The organism is Keratinibaculum paraultunense (genome assembly GCF_016767175.1).
GTDB classification, from domain to species: Bacteria; Bacillota; Clostridia; order Tissierellales; family Tepidimicrobiaceae; genus Keratinibaculum; species Keratinibaculum paraultunense.
Genome location: NZ_CP068564.1, coordinates 1,618,800 through 1,636,051, shown reverse-complemented (window position 1 = coordinate 1,636,051; position 17,252 = coordinate 1,618,800). Strand labels below are relative to the sequence as shown.

Genomic DNA, 17,252 nt, shown 5'->3' with positions numbered 1-17,252 from the left:
TAAATATGTTAAACAACAAAACAATACTTATAACTGGTGGGACAGGCTCTTTTGGGCAAAAATTTACTGAAATGGTGTTTAAAAGGTATAAACCAAAAAAAGTTATTATATATTCTAGAGATGAATATAAACAGTTTTTAATGAAACAAAAGTTTCCATCTTATAAAAAGAATATAAGGTTTTTTATAGGAGATGTAAGAGATAAAGAAAGATTATATAGGGCATTTAATGGAGTAGATTATGTAATTCATGCTGCAGCTATGAAACAAGTACCTGCTTGCGAATATAATCCCTTTGAAGCTATAAAAACTAATATTCATGGTGCTCAAAATGTAATAGATGCAGCATTAGATAGAGGAGTTAAAAAGGTAGTTGCATTATCTACTGATAAAGCTGTAAATCCAATTAATTTATATGGAGGAACAAAATTAGTTTCAGACAAATTATTTATATCTGCAAATGCATATTCTGGTGGGGAAGGTACTAGGTTTTCAGTAGTTAGATATGGAAATGTAGCAGGTAGTAGAGGTTCAGTTATACCTTTTTTTAAAGAATTAATTGAAAAGGGGAAAAACAAACTTCCAATAACTGATTTCCGTATGACAAGGTTTTGGATAACATTAGAACAAGGTGTAGAATTAGTTTTTAAAGCAATAGAAGAATCCAAAGGTGGAGAAACTTATATTTCTAAAATACCTTCTTTTAAGATTATAGACTTGGCTAAAGCTATGAACCCTAAAGTTATACTAGAAGAAGTAGGAATTAGAGAAGGAGAAAAACTCCATGAAGTAATGATTACTAAAGATGATTCTAGAATGACCTATGAATATGAAAATCATTATATAATATATCCTCATTTTGATTGGTGGAGCTCAGAAAGGTATTTTACCAATGGTGGAAAGCCAATTGAAGAAGGTTTTGAATATAATTCAGGAACTAATAGTGAATGGTTAGATGTGGAAGATTTGAGGAGATTATTAACAGAATTGGATATGATGCCAAATGTTCAAGAATATATTGGAGAAGTGGCGGTGACAAAATGACTAAATTAGCCATAAATGGAGGTACGCCTGTAAGAGATACTTATTTACCTTATGGGCAACAGTGGATAGAGGATGATGATATAGAAGAAGTAGTAAAGGCACTAAAATCTGACTACCTTACCACTGGACCTAAAATAAAAGAGTTTGAAGAAAAATTTGGTAAATATGTTGGGGTAAAATATGCAGTAGCTATATCTAATGGAACAGCAGCACTGCATGGAGCTTCATTTGCAGCAGGCATTAAAGAGGGAGATGAAGTGATAACAACTCCCATAACTTTTGCAGCATCTGCTAATTGCATACTATATCAAGGAGGTAAGCCTGTATTTGCAGACATAGATTCTAGTACATATAATATAGATCCTAAAGATATAGAAGAAAAGATTAGCAGTAAAACTAAAGCTATTGTTCCAGTAGATTTTACAGGACAACCTGTTAATATAGATGAGATTAATGCTATAGCTAAAAAATATAATTTAATAGTTATAGAAGATGGTGCTCATTCCTTAGGAGCAGAATATAAAGGTAAAAGAATAGGTTCATTAGTGGATATGACAACTTTTAGTTTTCATCCAGTAAAACATATTACTACTGGAGAAGGTGGTATGATTACTACTAATAATAAAGAATTATATGAAAAATTAAAATTATTTAGAACCCATGGAATAACAAGGGATAAGGAAATCCTATATAATAAAAATGAAAGTTCTTGGTATTACGAACAATTAGAATTGGGCTATAATTATAGAATTACAGATATTCAATGTGCATTAGGCATAAGTCAGTTGAATAAAATAGATAAATTTCTAAGAAGAAGAAGAGAAATAGCAGAAAAGTACAACGAATATTTAAAAGATATAGATGGAATTGTATTGCCTTATCAAGAAGAATATATAAAATCTTCTTGGCATTTATATGTTATTCAATTGGAACTGGAAAAGTTTAAAGTGGGGAGACGTGAAATATTTGAAGCCTTACAAGCTGAAAATATTGGAGTAAATGTTCATTATATTCCAGTTTATTATCATCCATACTATCAAAAATTAGGATATAAAAAGGGACTATGTCCTAATGCAGAAAAATTGTATGAAAGAATTATAACTATACCATTATATCCTAAAATGACTGATAAAGATGTTAAAGATGTGGTAGAAGCATTGGATAAAGTATTAAAATATTATAAAAGGTAGTTGAATTAAGGATGAATGTATTGTTTACAGCTATAGGAAGAAGAGTGCAATTAATAAATCATTTTAAAAAATATCATAAGGTAATAGGGGTAGATACTGGAGAACTAGCACCAGCTAAGCATTTTGTAGATTCTTTTTATAAAGTTCCAAAGTGGGATGATAAAGAATATGTAAACACCCTTTTAAATATATGTAAAAAAGAAAATGTAGATATGTTAATTCCTTTATATGAAAAGGAATTTATATTATTATGTGAAAATAGAGAAAAGTTTAATAAAACAGGTACGATACTTATATTAAGTGATAAAAAAATAATAGAAATATTTAATGACAAATGGGAGAGTTATAGATTTTTTATTGAGAATGGTATAGATACACCTATGACTTATAAGAAACAGGGAGTGAAAGATTTTAATTTCCCACTAATTATTAAACCAATAAATGGAGCAGGTAGTCAAAATGTGTTTAAAGTAGACAATAAAAAGGAATTAAGTTTTTTTATAGATTACATAGAAAACCCAATTATTCAAGAATATATAAAAGGAACGGAATATACCATAGATGTATTATGTGATTTAAAAGGAAATGTAATTTCCATAGTCCCAAGAGAAAGAATAGAAGTTAGAGCAGGGGAAGTATCAAAAGGCAGAACGGTTAAAAACAAAGATATAATTGAAAAAACTTTAAAACTATGCAATAAATTAAAAATAGATAAAAACACAAAACCTATAGGTCCATTGACTATTCAATGTATTGTAGATTTGGATAATAATATAAAATTTATAGAAGTAAATACAAGATTTGGTGGTGGAGTTCCTTTAACCTTTGAAGCAGGAGTACCATATGCTAAATATTTAGGCAAAATGGTTGAAGGGTATAATGTGAGACCAATTATAGGAGAATTTAAAGAAATGATAATGCTTAGATATGATGAAGCAATTTATATTTAGGGGGAAAGATGATAAAATTAATTATATTTGATTTAGATGATACTTTATATAATGAAATAGACTTTGTATATGGTGGATTTATGGAAGTGGCTGTATTTTTATCTAATAAATATGAAATAAACAAAGATATATTATTTAAGGACATGGTTGAAATTTTAAATTCCCAAGGAAGGGGAAAAATTTTTGACTATATATGCGAAAAATATCATTTTGAAGAGAATATTGGCAACTTAGTTAGAATATACAGACATCATAAGCCTAAAATTTTTCTTTATAATGATGCTTATGAAGTTTTAGAAAAATTTAAAGCTAAATATAAATTAGGACTTATAACTGATGGTTATAAAGATACTCAGTGGAATAAGATTAAAGCTTTAAATATTGAAAAATACATGGATAAGATTATTGTTACAGATGATTATGGGAAAGAATACTGGAAACCTAGTATAAGACCATTTCAAATGATGCTAGAATATTTCAATATTAAACCAGAAGAAGCTGTATATATAGGGGACAATCCAAACAAGGATTTTTTACCTTGTAAGGAATTGGGGATTAATTCTATTAGAATAATTCGTCCCATTGGGGACCATATGAATACTTTTTTAGATGAAAAACATGAAGCAAATTATAATATAAAATCTCTACTAGAATTAGAAAATATACTGGAGGAATTAAAATGACAGTACTGTGCATAGTACAAGCTAGGACAGGCTCTGAACGATTACCAAAAAAGGTTATTAAGCCTATTTTAAATGAGCCTATGATAATCTACATTTTAAAAAGACTTAGAAAATCTAAATATATAGATGAATTAGTTTTAGCTACGACTATAGAAAAGAGAGACGATTTCTTGGTTGATATAGTAAAAAACAAAGGTTATAAAGTGTTTAGAGGAGAGGAAGATAATGTATTAAAAAGATATGTAGATACATATAAAAAATATGGTGGAGATATTATAATTAGGATTACTGGAGATTGTCCGTTAATAGATCCTTTTATTGTAGACAATGTAGTTACATATTTTATGGCTAATAACTATGATTATGTAAGATTAGATGTACCAGAGACTTTTATAAGAGGTTTTGATGTAGAAGTATTTTCATCCAAAACATTGTTGAAAGTGTGGGGGGAAGTTTCTTCTTTAGGGAATTCTCATAGATATAAAGAGCATGTTACATTATATATTTATGAAAATCCAGATAAATTTAATATAGGTATTGTAAAAGGAAATGAATTTTACAATAAAGACTATAGATTATCTGTGGATACTATAGAGGATTTTAAATTAGTAGAAACTATATTCAATCATTTTCAAGATGAATATATAGAAGCTAAGGAAGTAGTAAAATTTTTAGATGAAAATCCTAATATAGCTAGTATAAATAAAAACATAAAACAGAAGAAGGCATAGGAATAATATGAAAGTAATAATTTACGCCAATGGCTCATCAGCTATTGGTATAGGACATATAATGAGGGCATTAACTTTAGCTAAAGAATTAAAAAAAAGAGAGATTTATGTCGAATATATTATTGATAATAGTGATAACAGTATTATAAAACTGCTTCAAAATAATGGATTTCATACAATAATTGTAGAAAACATTTTAGATTATTTATCAAGTCATCAAAAACCAAAATATGATTTAGCCATAGTAGATGATTATAGTATTAATGAACATGGAATAAATAAATTTTATAATATAGCTAAAAAGATAGTATATATAGATGACTTGGCTAAATTTAGTGAATATAATATGGATATTTTAGTTAATTCTAGTATAGAGGCATTAAGTATAGATTATAAAGGATGTGCAAAAAAACTTCTAGGACCTAAATATGCCATATTAAGAGATGAATTTAGAAATAAAAAATATAAAGTACCAAAACCTAATGTAGAAAAAGTCATGATTACATTAGGTGGTGGAGATGAGTATAATATTACAAAAGATATTTTAGATTTTCTTTTAGATAATTATTATGATATAGAATATAATGTTATCTTAGGCAATTCTTATAGATATAAAGATTTTATGATAGAAAATTATGAAGATGAAAGAGTTAAATTTTATATAAATACAAATAACATGGCGGAAATAATGCTAAATAGTGACTTAGCCATTTCTGCAGGGGGAAATACATTATATGAATTATGTGCATGTGGTATACCAACCATAGCAATAATAATTGCAGATAATCAAAGAAAATTTGTTCAAGTAATACACAGAAAAACAGGGATAGATTATATAGATTTAGAAGGGAAAAATTTTAAATTTAAAAAAGAAAATTTTTTAGATATTTTTGAAAGGAATATTAAGAATTATAAGTATAGGGAGAAAATTTCAAAGCAAATGTTTAATTTAGTAGATGGGAATGGAAGTAGAAGAATAGTAGATGAGATTATGGCATTAATTTAAAGATTGGAGGTAAGGTATGGATAAATATATAGAAATAGAAGGAATAAAAATAGGAGAAGATTATCCAGCGTTCATAATAGCAGAACTATCAGCAAATCATCTCCAAGATTATGATAGAGCAGTAGAAACTATAAAAAAAGCTAAATGGGCTGGAGCAGATGCAATAAAACTTCAAACCTATACACCTGATACTATAACCATAAATTGTGACAATGAATATTTTCAAATAAAACAAGGTACCATCTGGGATGGCACTACTTTGTACAAGCTATATGAAGAAGCCTATACTCCATGGGAATGGCAGCCAAAACTAAAGAAAATAGCTGAAGAAGAAGGATTGATATGTTTTTCATCACCTTTTGATAATACTGCTGTAGATTTTTTAGAAGAAATGAATGTACCGGCCTATAAAATAGCTTCTTTTGAAATAACAGATATTCCGTTTATTGAATACATAGCCTCTAAAGGAAAGCCAATTATTATATCCACAGGAATAGCAACATTAGCAGATATAGAAGCAGCTTTAGCAGCATGTAAAGGAATGGGGAATGATCAGGTAGCATTTTTAAAATGCACATCAGCATATCCATCACCCATGGAAGATATTAACTTAAAAGTAATCCCAAACATGAAAGACACATTTAGGACAATTGTCGGACTATCAGACCACACTCTAGGCGATACAGTAGCCTTGGGAGCAGTAGCCTTGGGAGCAAAAATAGTAGAAAAACATTTTACTTTAGATAGAGCAAGTGGTGGTCCAGATGCTAAATTTTCCATGGAACCAGATGAATTTAAGGAAATGGTAGATAGAATAAGAGACTTAGAAAAAGCATTAGGACAAGTTACTTATGAATTAACGGAAAAACAAAAAAATAGTAGAGAACATTCTAGATCATTATTTGTAGTGAAAGATGTAAAAAAAGGAGAAGTATTTACAGAAGAAAATGTAAAAAGTATAAGACCAGGATTTGGTTTGGAGACAAAGTATATTGATGAAATATTAGGGGAAAAGGCTAAATGTGATGTGAAGAAGGGTACACCGATGAGGTGGGATTTGGTGGAGTGATAAATTTGATAAAATGAAAGGACGTGAAATACATGAAGATATATATTTATGGAACTGGAAGTGGAGGAATTAAATTTTACAATAGTTTAAAGAAGGACAGGGTAGAAATTTTAGGCTTTTTAGATAGCGATAAAACTAAAGAAGGAAGTATTTTTTTAAACAACAAAATATTTTATCCAGAAACTATTAAACAAACAAATTTTGATTATATAATGATAGCAAGTGAATATGTTGAGATATACGATTTTTTGATAGAATTAGGTTTTGATGAGTCTAAAATAATATTTGATAATAAATTTAGAGAGGTATCAAAATATAAATATGTATTGGAAAGGAATATTCAAGCTTATAATAAAATTATGTCTCAAATAGTTAATATGTATCAACCAGAGGAATTTGTTATTACAAGGGAAATAGCTTATTATAGAGATAAATATTTAGATGATGAGTATTTAGAGAAATATGATTATACTAGATATAAAACTTTGCAATTAGTTTCAAATGAAATTTATGATAATGATATAAAAGGTGCAGTTGCAGAAGTAGGTGTTTACAGAGGAGAATTTTCCAAAATTATTAATATTTTATTCAAAGATAAGAAGTTATACTTGTTTGATACGTTTGAAGGTTTTAATATCGATGAAATTAAGCATGATTTAGAGAAAGGTCTAATTGTAGACAATACACGAGAGAGGTTAGTTCATCATGAAAATCTTTTTGAAAATACAAATGTAGATATTGTAATGAAAAAAATGCCTTATCCAAATAATTGTATAATAAAGAAAGGGTTCTTTCCAGATACAGCAATAGGAATAGAAGAAAGCTTTTCTTTTGTTTCGATAGATGTGGATTTATACAACCCTATATATAATGCATTGGAATTTTTTTATCCAAGGCTAAGTAAAGGAGGATATATTTTTGTACATGATTATAATGTGAGAAATTATTTAGGAGTAAAGAAAGCGGTACAAAATTTCGAACAAAAATTCGGGAAATTAAGGAAGGTTCCCATTTCTGATTTTGGGGGGACTCTTATTATTACAAAATAATGTGGGTTATATATAGTGAGGAATATTGTATTCTATATTTAATTTCAAATCGCTATGAATAATAATGAATAATTAACTACTATTACTTTTACTTTAGCATAGCAATATTTATATCCTACTATGCTACATATAACAAACTATGGAGGAAGACATCATATGGATATTATAATGAAAAAATTTTTAGATTCAAAACCTATATACATTTTAAGAGTAATATTAAATAGGTTGTCTTTTGCAATATTTAAAGTTTTTCCTATTAATACAAAAAAAATTGTTTTTTTAAATTTTCATTCAGATAACTTTACTGGAAACAATAAAGCTATTTATGATGAAATGATTAAACAAAAATGGAATTTAAATTATGTAATGGTTAGTAATTCAGATATTAGAAGAGAATATACTTTCAGAATAAAAAAGATTATTACAACAATTAAAATTAATTATAATATATGCACAGCAAAATATATTATAGTCAATGATTATTATTCCCTTTTTTCTATGTGCAAGCTTAGAAAAGGAACAGAATTAATACAAGTTTGGCATGGAGGAGGGGCGTTTAAGAAATTTGGTAAAGATTCTATGCAAAATATGGCTAGTGCAGAAATCATGAAAAGAAATATGAGAGGACATGGGCAATATACAAAAGTGATAGTTAGCTCAAAAGAAGTTGCACCTATATATGCAAATGCCTTTGGGGTAGATATTAAAAAAATTTATCCTATTGGAATACCTAGAGCGGATATTTTTTTTGATAGCAGTAGAATGGAGAAGATAAAAACTAGCTTATTAGATAAATACCCCTATTTATTAGACAAAAAAATAATATTGTATGCCCCAACTTATAGGGATGACAGTAGATATAATGAATCGTTAGCTTTAAATTTAGAATATCTAATGGAGAGGATTTCCGATAATTATGTTTTTGTTTTTAAAATGCATCCATTTGAGAGGGGAAAAATAAAAATTGACAAAAGTTTATCATCTAAAGTATTTGATTTATCTCATGAAGAAATTAATGATCTTTTGATAATTGCAGATATATTAATAACAGATTATTCTTCAATAATATTTGAATATGCTATTTTACAAAGACCTATGATATTTTTTGCATATGATTTAGAGAAATATGAAAATGAAATTAGAGGTTTCTATTATAATTATACTGATTTTGTACCAGGTCCTATAGCCTATACTACTGAAGAAGTAGTTGAATTGATAAATAAAAATGAATGGGACTTTGAAATAATTAAGAAGTTTGCTATCAGATTTAATGAACATTTTGATGGGAAAGCTACGGATAGATTTATTAAAGAAGTATTATTTGAAGAGGAAGGTAAATTTTAGAAGGTGGGTGGAACTATATGAACATAGGAATTATATTAGCTGGTGGTATCGGTAGTAGAATGGGAATAGTGGACAAACCTAAACAATTTATTGATATTTATGGGAAACCTATTATAGTTTATACATTAGAGACTTTTGACAATCATCCAGAAATTGATTATATAGGTGTAGTGTGTTTAGATGAATGGATGGATGATTTGAAAATTCTATTGAGAAAATATGAAATAAACAAAGTTAAGTGGTTAATAAAGGGAGGAATGTCTAGACAAGAATCTGTATATAATGCAATAATTGCTATTTCAAAAGATGTTAATGATGATGATATTTTAGTAATACATGATTCTGTAAGACCATTAGTAAGCCATAAAATAATTAGTAATAATATCTCTAGTGCAAAACAATTTGGTGCTACAGATACAGTAATTCCTAGTACAGATACTATTATAAAAAGTCTTGATGGATTACAAATTCATGAAGTTCCAAATAGAAGCGAGTTATATATTGGTCAAACGCCACAAAGTTTTAAATTTGAACTTATAAAAAGAGCTCACGAAACAGCCATAGAAAGTAATAAATTAAATTCAACGGATGATTGTCAATTAGTTTTAGATTTAGGAGAAAAAGTTAAATTAGTTATGGGTGATAAACTAAATTTTAAGATTACTTCTTTTGATGATTTACTTTTATTAAAGGCAATTATTAAACTTGGCAAAACGGAGATGGTATAATGTTAAGCAGAAGCTTTAAAATCGTTGAGCCCAAAAGATTTGATTTATATATAGAAGATATCATTTGTGGAGAAGATGAGGCAATAGTTAGAATAGAGTATGGAGCTATATGCAAGGCTGATTTAAGATATTATTTAGGAGCTAGGGATGAAAGAACATTAGGATTTAAATATCCTATGAGTCTTTTACATGAAGCTATTGGAACTATCGTATTAGATAAAACTAATAAATTTAAAGTTGGTGATAGAGTTGTTTTGGTGCCTAATATAGTACCGAAAAATAACAACAAATGTCTAAATTGTGTTTGTAATATTCCAGAGTTAGGAGAAAATTATTGTCCTAATGCAAAATTTTCATCTAGTAATTACAATGGATTTGGGAGAGAGTATGTAAATTATCCCGTTACTAATTTAATTAAAATTCCTGATAATGTAGAATCTAAAATAGCTGTTTTTTTAGAATTAATTTCTGTGACAATAGCTGCATATAGGCGAGTTCAATTAAATGGGGATGAAACGATTGCAATTTGGGGAGATGGGATATTAGGTTACATATTATGTTGTGTATTGAAAGTTATTCATAAAGATGGGAAAATAATAGCTGTAGGTAAACATGAAAATAAAATCAAACAGTTTCCTGCTGATAAATATTATTTAATTGGCGATGATAGTATAAATAAAGAAAATATTGATATAGCTTATGAATGTGTTGGTGGAAATTCATCTGGAAATGCTATTAATGAAAGTATTGATATAATTAATGTTGGCGGTAAGATTATTTTAACAGGTGTTGCTGAGGATTATGTTGGAATTAATACCAGAAAGATACTTGAAAAAGGTATATCATTATATGGTGTTACAAGAAGTAGTGTTTCTGATTTTCAAAAAGCAATATTATTATTTGAAAGGAAAAGGTTTGAAGATTGGATATCAAAATTGATATTAGATGAAATATATATTAATAATATAGTTGATTATTACAATGTGTTTGAAATGGAGTTAAAAAATTTTAAGTTAGGAAAATATATTCTAAAATTTAATTTATGAATTGGAAAAGAGAAGTGATAAGTTTTGGAAAGTAAACAATATAAAAGAAAAGATAAGACTATGCATATAGCTGAATATTTTTATACGACAAAGGTTGTTGAACCGTTACTACCTGTTATATCAAAAACTTTCATAACCCCTAATATGGTAACAATATTTAATTCATTTCTTGCAATGTTTATATTTTATTTAGCATATAATCAAAGATATATTTGGGTAGCAATATTAATACAATGTTATTTGTTTTTAGATATATTAGATGGCAATTTAGCTAGATATAAAAATATGAAAAGTGATTTAGGTGCAAAATTAGACAGTATAAATGATAGGATTTTTTATACCTTAATATTTATTTTTATTGGTATTGGAGAAGTACCATTGTATTTAATTATTTCTGTAATATTCTTAATTAATTTATATGCTATACTAGCAACTTTTTATATAGTACCAAGGCTAAGAAAATTGGAAACAGTCGAAAGACATGGTGTAAAAAAGTATTTTATGGATAGAGGATTTATTATAGGAATGGATTTAGGGACTGTTGATATTTTAGTGACTATATTTTTATTATTGGGTAAAATTAACATTTTATATATAATACTGATTACGGGATTTATTTTAGATATTATTGTTCGTTTGTCAGAATTATGGTGGAATGAAAAATTGGAAAAAGATAAATAAAATTTAATATAGAAGAATAGTATAAACGAAAATATATAGAAAGAGGAAGTCTGAAATAAGAGCAATATATATTATTAAAAATAGGAATTAAATAAACTTTTATTTACTAGTTTAGAATTATATAGTATATAAAAATTATTGTTATGTAAAGGAGGATGATAGTCGGTGTGATGATTTAGTAGATGACAAAATTTTAGCACTTTTTAATTACCATAATAAACAATTTGATGAGACGAATGATGAAGATATAATATTTTATATGGAGCTTAGAGATTTTGCAGAAAATCATGGAAATTTATTATATTTTTGGGAAAATAGTCATTATTTAGTAATTAATTTTATAAGAGAAAAAGATTACTTAATTATTCCAACTAATTATTCTCTATAATTTATTATATCTCATGTATAATTACTATATAAATGCTCAGCATTTATATAGTATAATAATAGTAGTTAGCTAAATTATTATAACTTATAACAAGGAAGTGTTATGAATGGAAAATTTAAAACATTATTTTAGGAGGAAATTTGTTGAAGGTTATGAAGGATATGAAATTGTATAACTTTATTATCTTTAATTCAATCACTTAGATAAAAATCTATTTTATCCATTATTTCATCTGTTAATTTAACTTTAGTTCTATTACTTGCATTATATTTTGGTGGTTCTATCCAATAGCATAACTCTTTTTTTTCATATTCTCTGATATATTTTTTAATTGTTTTCCTATCAAATCCAGTCTCTCTATGATTGCCCATTGAGATTTTTCTTCTAAAAGCCCATCTATTATTATTTTTTATTTATCTATTAAACTTATCATCCCCTAACCTCCCTATGAATTGTCATAGGGTTATTATATATTTCCTCTAGAGGAATTTTCAATTAGAATTTGGGGTACTTTTATAATATCATAAACAATTTTGTAGATATACTTCCTAAGATTAATAGATAATATGTTTATTTAAATAATAAAAAAGGATGGTAGTTAGTATGTCTGATAAAAATATTTTTAAAAAAGTTAATTCAAGAAAATACTATTTTAAACAAAGCTAATTCAAATAGATTACTTATTGAACCAAAGGGAAAACGATTATCTTTTGAAGAATCCAAGCATAAATTTTCCTGTGAATTTGCAATGATATAAGCGAAAGAGAGTTTATTTACCTTTTAACTGGATTAAATAAATAATATTATAATTGCAAATAAATTCACAGGAATTGATATAAATTGTTCGGTAAAAAAATTGTCCAAAAAGGGTTGACATACATATATAGTCTTATTCAAGGGGAAGTATACAGATATCAATTGTATTTGTTATAGGATAATATTTGAAATTAAAATATCCTAAAGTTATTTATAAATTAAATATTAACTATTATATTAATATAAATGATAGCTAAAAATAAATAAACCCTATACTATTTAGCAGACAGGGCTTATTTTTATGTTAATTTACTAAATAAAAAATAAATTATTCATATGAGACAACTTTGCGTATATTTTTAATGAATTTAACTTAAATAAGGATTAGGGGAGGTGGGAATGGTATGGATGAGAAATTTGATATTAGGAATATGCAAACTAAATATAGTGGGTGAATTAAAAAAGTTGCCTTTTAAGGCAAATGTGTATTAATGCTATGGTGTTTATGACTGATAGAAAAAAGGAGTTAGAGTAGAATGGATAGATGCAAAATATTATTAATTAATCATAAGAAAGGAGAGAGCGATAATATGTCAATATTTTATCAAGAGGGTTGTATAAACAAAGCATTAACAAATATATCAATAGCTTATTCAAATGAGAAATATATAGCTGATCAGATTTTTAAGAAGTCAATAATTAAAAAACAAAGTGATAAATATTGTGTTCATGGTATAGAAAGATTTATACAGCATGATGACCGTAGAGTACCAGGTACTGAAGCTAATGAAATTAATTGGATATTTTCAGAGGATTCTTATGATGTAATGTGTCATGCATTTAGAGTTGAAATTACTGATGAAGAAGTTCAAAATGTTGATGATATATTTGTTCTTGAGGCGGCTGCAACTGAATTAATGACAGAAAAAATTTTATTTAGTAAAGAGATAGATGCAGCTAATAAATTATTAGATGCTAACAAGTGTCATAAAGATTTACGGGTTACTTTAGGATCTCCAGGTACATCTGCTAAATGGTCAGATTATAAAAATTCAAATCCAATTTTAGATATTAAAAAAGCTAGAGAAGCTATCTATAGAAAATCAGGACTGAGACCTAATGTATTAATTATATCTGAATTAGTAAAAAATGTTTTAGAATTACATCCAAAATTGCATGAGTTTGGAAGATATGTTCAAAAAGATATTATTTCTATTGATTTAATGGCTGATGCTTTTGGAGTAGATAAGGTATTGGTAGGTTCTGCAACAAATGCAAATAATCCAGAGCAGATTGAATCAAGACAAAATGAACCGTTAAATTATATTTGGGGTAATTCTGCTATATTAGCTTATGTACCTTCTAGACCGGGAAAATATACTCCTGCAACAGCATATAGCTTTATGTGGGATAAAGGTGGTGAAGGTCCAGTTCAAGTAAGAAGTTGGTATGAAACTGGTAGAAGAGCTACTATGGTGGAAGTATCAATGTGGTATGATCAAAAAATCGTATGCAATACTACAAGATTCATATTTGTAAATGCAGTAGATTTATTATAAGTTATTTTGATTTTATCAAATATATTTGAGGGCTTACTAAGTTGTACCTGTTGTTAGATAGACTTTATCTATTCTACTGTTTAACATTTTGAAGGAATCATTTTGTAATATGAGAAGAAGTTTAATGATGCCTCCGTCAGATTATGCTGATTTAATAGTAAAGCAAATTAAAAATTACAGCAAATTTAAATATATTAATGATAGTAAATATGGTGCAATATATTTTGGAGGTGGAACTCCTACTGTCCTTGGTAGTGAGGGTTTAAGAAAAATCCTTAGAGCCCTAAAGAACTATTTACCATTAACTGAGGACTGTGAAATAACTATTGAAACTACTATTTCAGAGCTTTCAGATGAAAAGATAGAAATGTTTTATAATGAGGGAGTAAATAGATTTAGTATAGGAGTTCAAACTTTTTCAGACAATGGCAGGGCTACACTAGGTAGACTTGGCAATCAAGAAATAGTTATAGAAAAATTAAATCAAATTAAAGAAATAGGATTTTCTTTCTATTCTTTAATAATAAATGAAAAGGCTACTTTAGCTAAAACAATTGAAGATTCTAAAGATTTTTATGAAAGAAATTTTGAAAGAGAAAAGATGTTTTTTAATATAATTTCAAATAAAGCACTAGATAATGGTTTTGAATTTTTAGAGTTAACTAAGATAGTTAAGCAAAATGGAGATAAATACAAATATATAGTTAGAAGACATAATGGAGAAGACACACTTCCGATAGGAGCAGGTGCAGGAGGCTATATAGGAAATACACTTATAATGAATTCTCTAAAAATGGATGATTTTCGTGAAGAAGTAGAAAACACAGAAAAAAGAAGAGGTATAAAAGTAAATTCTTATTATGATTTAGTAAAAAAAGTAATAGGTCAAGTACAGATGACAAATATAGATTTAGATATTGTAGAAGATGAAAAAATCAAGGAATGTGTTAAGAATTTCATGGAGAAATTAGTAAAAGAAAATTTTGTTGAGAAGGAAAGTGATAAATACTTTTTAACAAACAAAGGGATTTTTTGGGGAAATAATATTTCCAATGAAGTATCAAATTTGTTAATTAAAAATATATTTATTAAAGGTAGATATCTATAACTTTCAAAACTCATAAAAACATGATATTATAAAATAAGAATAAATTATATAAAATTAAATATAAAGGGGCGTAGATACTATGGAATATGAAATCAAAGGAGGTAGTCTACCTGTAGCAATTTGTAAACTCAATTCAGGTGAAAGGATAGTTTCTCAAGCAGGAGCTATGGGATGGATGACAGATAATATAAAAATGGACACTAATATGAAAGGTGGTTTAATGGGTGGAATAGGTCGAATGTTTTCAGGTGAATCATTGTTTTTGAATATTTTTACATGTAGTGGTGGATCTGGAACTATAGCTTTTCCATCTTCTTTCCCTGGAAAAATTTTAGCATTGGAATTAAAACCTGGTGAAAGTATTATTGCACAAAAAGATGCTTTTTTAGCTAGCGAAGAGTCAGTTTCATTGGAAGTGTATTTTAAGAAAAAATTTGCAGCAGGATTGTTTGGTGGAGAAGGATTTATACTTCAAAAAATAACTGGACCAGGAATAGTATTTCTTGAAATGGATGGATATATTGAAGAATATGATTTAAGCTCAGGAGAAACAGTTAAAGTAGATACAGGGCATGTGGCGATGTTTGAACAATCGGTAAGTTTTGATATAGAAACTGTTAAGGGAATGAAAAATGTGCTATTTGGTGGAGAAGGATTGTTTTTGACAGTATTAACAGGACCAGGGAAGATATACCTCCAAACTATGCCCATACAAAATTTAGCTGGACAAATAATTAAGATAATACCAACAACATCTGATTAGATTTTTCAAATTATGGTACCAGAGTGCACCAGTGCACCAGGGACAGATCTTTTTGCATTTTTGCAACGTGTTATTATATTTTTATATTTTTCAAATTAATAGAGAGGTGAATAATATAATGAAGATTTTTATTAGTGCAGATATTGAAGGGGTAGCTGGAATTGCTAATTGGGAAGAAGCAAGAAAAAGTTCTAATGCCTATTCATATTTTGCAGAACAAATGTCTAAAGAGGTAGCAGCAGCTTGTGAAGGTGCTACTATTGCAGGAGCTACAGAGATTTTAGTAAAAGATGCCCATGGTACTGGAAGAAATATTGATCCATCTAAATTAACTGAAAATGCTAAAATTATTAGGGGATGGAGTGGGCATCCATACAAGATGCTTCAAGGTATAGATGAAACTTTCGATGGGGTAGCTTTTGTAGGGTATCATTCCCATGGAGGTTCTAATGCCAATCCATTAGCTCATACTATGAATAGCTCTGTAATTAATTATATAAAATTAAATGGAGAATATTTAAGTGAATTTTTAATGCATTCTTATTTAGCAGCATATTTAGGAGTACCTGTTGTATTTTTAAGTGGCGATAAGGGACTTTGTGAAGATGCTAAAAATTTAAATAAAAATATTGTTACAGTAGCTGTAAGTGAAGGCAAGGGTGCTTCATCTATAAGCATTCATCCTAATAAAGCAATAGAAAAGATTAAAGAAGGTATGAAAAAAGCATTAAAAAAAGATTTGTCTAAAAACAATATAAATCTACCAGATAAATTTAGTTTGGAAATAGGATATAATTTTCATGGAGATGCTTATAAAAACTCTTTTTATCCTGGTGCTGTTCAAAAGGGAGAAAAGAGCATAATATTTGAAACAGACGATTATTTTGAAATAATGAGAGCTACATCATTTTTAGTTTGACAATATATATGTGATATAATATCATGTACATAAGGTATTTAATAAATACTTTATGACAAAATTTAATACTTGTAAGGGGGGCTTATATTGATAGGCTGAGATAGGAATGTTATTCCTGACCCTATGAACCTGATTTGGGTAATTCCAACGGAGGGATTTAATTTAGTCGATTAACTGTATACTTCTGTTGGAGTATACAGTTTTTTTAGTTTAAAAATATATTTTAAAGGGGGAAATTT

Annotated in this window: 17 protein-coding genes and 1 riboswitch; of the genes, 16 read left to right on the top strand and 1 reads right to left on the bottom strand. The window is 27.7% G+C overall.

The window, feature by feature from the left end; translation table 11 throughout:
- The first annotated feature begins 5 nt into the window (after window positions 1-5).
- The 12 genes from pseB to JL105_RS07980 all read left to right on the top strand — a co-directional run bounded on the left by pseB (window position 6) and on the right by JL105_RS07980 (window position 11,520).
- The gene (gene pseB, locus JL105_RS08035; RefSeq protein WP_132028017.1) at window positions 6-1,043 is read left to right on the top strand and encodes a UDP-N-acetylglucosamine 4,6-dehydratase (inverting); all 1,038 of its coding nucleotides are present in this window, start codon (window positions 6-8) and stop codon (window positions 1,041-1,043) included.
- Window positions 1,040-2,233 (top strand): UDP-4-amino-4,6-dideoxy-N-acetyl-beta-L-altrosamine transaminase, encoded by a 1,194-nt coding sequence (gene pseC, locus JL105_RS08030; RefSeq protein WP_132028015.1) that lies wholly within the window; start codon window positions 1,040-1,042, stop codon window positions 2,231-2,233. Before pseB ends, pseC begins: the two co-directional genes overlap by 4 nt.
- 20 nt (window positions 2,234-2,253) lie before the next feature.
- A complete protein-coding gene (locus tag JL105_RS08025; RefSeq protein ID WP_202690482.1) occupies window positions 2,254-3,183 on the top strand; it encodes an ATP-grasp domain-containing protein in 930 nt (309 codons plus the stop codon).
- 8 nt (window positions 3,184-3,191) lie between these two features.
- Window positions 3,192-3,866 (top strand): HAD family hydrolase, encoded by a 675-nt coding sequence (locus JL105_RS08020; protein WP_132028011.1) that lies wholly within the window; start codon window positions 3,192-3,194, stop codon window positions 3,864-3,866.
- Window positions 3,863-4,597 (top strand): cytidylyltransferase domain-containing protein, encoded by a 735-nt coding sequence (locus tag JL105_RS08015; protein WP_132028009.1) that lies wholly within the window; start codon window positions 3,863-3,865, stop codon window positions 4,595-4,597. The genes JL105_RS08020 and JL105_RS08015 overlap by 4 nt, the downstream gene beginning before the upstream one ends.
- A gap of 7 nt (window positions 4,598-4,604) precedes the next feature.
- Window positions 4,605-5,603, top strand: coding sequence for a UDP-2,4-diacetamido-2,4,6-trideoxy-beta-L-altropyranose hydrolase (gene pseG / locus JL105_RS08010; RefSeq protein ID WP_132028007.1), 999 nt, complete (start codon window positions 4,605-4,607; stop codon window positions 5,601-5,603).
- 16 nt (window positions 5,604-5,619) lie between these two features.
- Entirely contained in the window at window positions 5,620-6,672 is a 1,053-nt protein-coding gene (pseI, locus tag JL105_RS08005; protein WP_132028006.1) for a pseudaminic acid synthase, read from the top strand.
- Window positions 6,673-6,704: 32 nt separating this feature from the next.
- Window positions 6,705-7,721, top strand: a complete 1,017-nt coding sequence (locus JL105_RS08000; RefSeq protein ID WP_132028005.1) for a TylF/MycF/NovP-related O-methyltransferase — start codon at window positions 6,705-6,707, stop codon at window positions 7,719-7,721.
- Between the two features lie 156 nt (window positions 7,722-7,877).
- Window positions 7,878-9,065 carry a CDP-glycerol glycerophosphotransferase family protein gene (locus tag JL105_RS07995; RefSeq protein WP_202690481.1) on the top strand — a complete coding sequence of 396 codons (1,188 nt, stop codon included), beginning with the start codon at window positions 7,878-7,880 and terminating at the stop codon, window positions 9,063-9,065.
- A 17-nt stretch (window positions 9,066-9,082) separates the two neighbouring features.
- The gene (gene ispD, locus JL105_RS07990; protein ID WP_132028004.1) at window positions 9,083-9,793 is read left to right on the top strand and encodes a 2-C-methyl-D-erythritol 4-phosphate cytidylyltransferase; all 711 of its coding nucleotides are present in this window, start codon (window positions 9,083-9,085) and stop codon (window positions 9,791-9,793) included.
- Entirely contained in the window at window positions 9,793-10,839 is a 1,047-nt protein-coding gene (locus JL105_RS07985; RefSeq protein ID WP_132028003.1) for an alcohol dehydrogenase catalytic domain-containing protein, read from the top strand. Before ispD ends, JL105_RS07985 begins: the two co-directional genes overlap by 1 nt.
- Before the next feature lie 24 nt (window positions 10,840-10,863).
- Window positions 10,864-11,520 carry a CDP-alcohol phosphatidyltransferase family protein gene (locus JL105_RS07980; protein ID WP_202690480.1) on the top strand — a complete coding sequence of 219 codons (657 nt, stop codon included), beginning with the start codon at window positions 10,864-10,866 and terminating at the stop codon, window positions 11,518-11,520.
- 579 nt (window positions 11,521-12,099) lie between these two features.
- On the opposite strand, the gene JL105_RS07975 is transcribed toward JL105_RS07980, so the two are convergent.
- A complete protein-coding gene (locus JL105_RS07975) occupies window positions 12,100-12,279 on the bottom strand; it encodes a hypothetical protein (RefSeq protein WP_132028002.1) in 180 nt (59 codons plus the stop codon).
- Window positions 12,280-13,200: 921 nt separating this feature from the next.
- On the opposite strand from JL105_RS07975, the gene JL105_RS07970 reads away from it, so the two are divergent.
- The 4 genes from JL105_RS07970 (at window position 13,201) to JL105_RS07955 (ending at window position 17,013) form a co-directional block, all read left to right on the top strand.
- On the top strand, window positions 13,201-14,223 hold the full coding sequence (locus JL105_RS07970) for a hypothetical protein (protein ID WP_132028000.1): 1,023 nt from the start codon (window positions 13,201-13,203) through the stop codon (window positions 14,221-14,223).
- A gap of 109 nt (window positions 14,224-14,332) precedes the next feature.
- Window positions 14,333-15,331 carry a radical SAM protein gene (locus tag JL105_RS07965; protein ID WP_132027998.1) on the top strand — a complete coding sequence of 333 codons (999 nt, stop codon included), beginning with the start codon at window positions 14,333-14,335 and terminating at the stop codon, window positions 15,329-15,331.
- A 79-nt stretch (window positions 15,332-15,410) separates the two neighbouring features.
- The gene (locus JL105_RS07960; RefSeq protein WP_132027996.1) at window positions 15,411-16,094 is read left to right on the top strand and encodes a TIGR00266 family protein; all 684 of its coding nucleotides are present in this window, start codon (window positions 15,411-15,413) and stop codon (window positions 16,092-16,094) included.
- Window positions 16,095-16,212: 118 nt separating this feature from the next.
- On the top strand, window positions 16,213-17,013 hold the full coding sequence (locus JL105_RS07955) for a M55 family metallopeptidase (RefSeq protein ID WP_132027994.1): 801 nt from the start codon (window positions 16,213-16,215) through the stop codon (window positions 17,011-17,013).
- 64 nt (window positions 17,014-17,077) lie between these two features.
- A riboswitch (TPP riboswitch) is annotated at window positions 17,078-17,186 on the top strand.
- The last annotated feature ends 66 nt before the right edge of the window (window positions 17,187-17,252 follow it).

Bases quoted from the DNA above. Each gene is read 5' to 3' on its own strand.
- pseB (WP_132028017.1), top strand. From the start codon at position 6: ATGTTAAACAACAAAACAATACTTATAACTGGTGGGACAGGCTCTTTT.
- pseC (WP_132028015.1), top strand. From the start codon at position 1,040: ATGACTAAATTAGCCATAAATGGAGGTACGCCTGTAAGAGATACTTAT.
- JL105_RS08020 (WP_132028011.1), top strand. From the start codon at position 3,192: ATGATAAAATTAATTATATTTGATTTAGATGATACTTTATATAATGAA.
- JL105_RS08015 (WP_132028009.1), top strand. From the start codon at position 3,863: ATGACAGTACTGTGCATAGTACAAGCTAGGACAGGCTCTGAACGATTA.
- pseG (WP_132028007.1), top strand. From the start codon at position 4,605: ATGAAAGTAATAATTTACGCCAATGGCTCATCAGCTATTGGTATAGGA.
- pseI (WP_132028006.1), top strand. From the start codon at position 5,620: ATGGATAAATATATAGAAATAGAAGGAATAAAAATAGGAGAAGATTAT.
- JL105_RS08000 (WP_132028005.1), top strand. From the start codon at position 6,705: ATGAAGATATATATTTATGGAACTGGAAGTGGAGGAATTAAATTTTAC.
- JL105_RS07995 (WP_202690481.1), top strand. From the start codon at position 7,878: ATGGATATTATAATGAAAAAATTTTTAGATTCAAAACCTATATACATT.
- ispD (WP_132028004.1), top strand. From the start codon at position 9,083: ATGAACATAGGAATTATATTAGCTGGTGGTATCGGTAGTAGAATGGGA.
- JL105_RS07985 (WP_132028003.1), top strand. From the start codon at position 9,793: ATGTTAAGCAGAAGCTTTAAAATCGTTGAGCCCAAAAGATTTGATTTA.
- JL105_RS07975 (WP_132028002.1), bottom strand. From the start codon at position 12,279: ATGGGCAATCATAGAGAGACTGGATTTGATAGGAAAACAATTAAAAAA.
- JL105_RS07970 (WP_132028000.1), top strand. From the start codon at position 13,201: ATGGATAGATGCAAAATATTATTAATTAATCATAAGAAAGGAGAGAGC.
- JL105_RS07965 (WP_132027998.1), top strand. From the start codon at position 14,333: ATGAGAAGAAGTTTAATGATGCCTCCGTCAGATTATGCTGATTTAATA.
- JL105_RS07960 (WP_132027996.1), top strand. From the start codon at position 15,411: ATGGAATATGAAATCAAAGGAGGTAGTCTACCTGTAGCAATTTGTAAA.
- JL105_RS07955 (WP_132027994.1), top strand. From the start codon at position 16,213: ATGAAGATTTTTATTAGTGCAGATATTGAAGGGGTAGCTGGAATTGCT.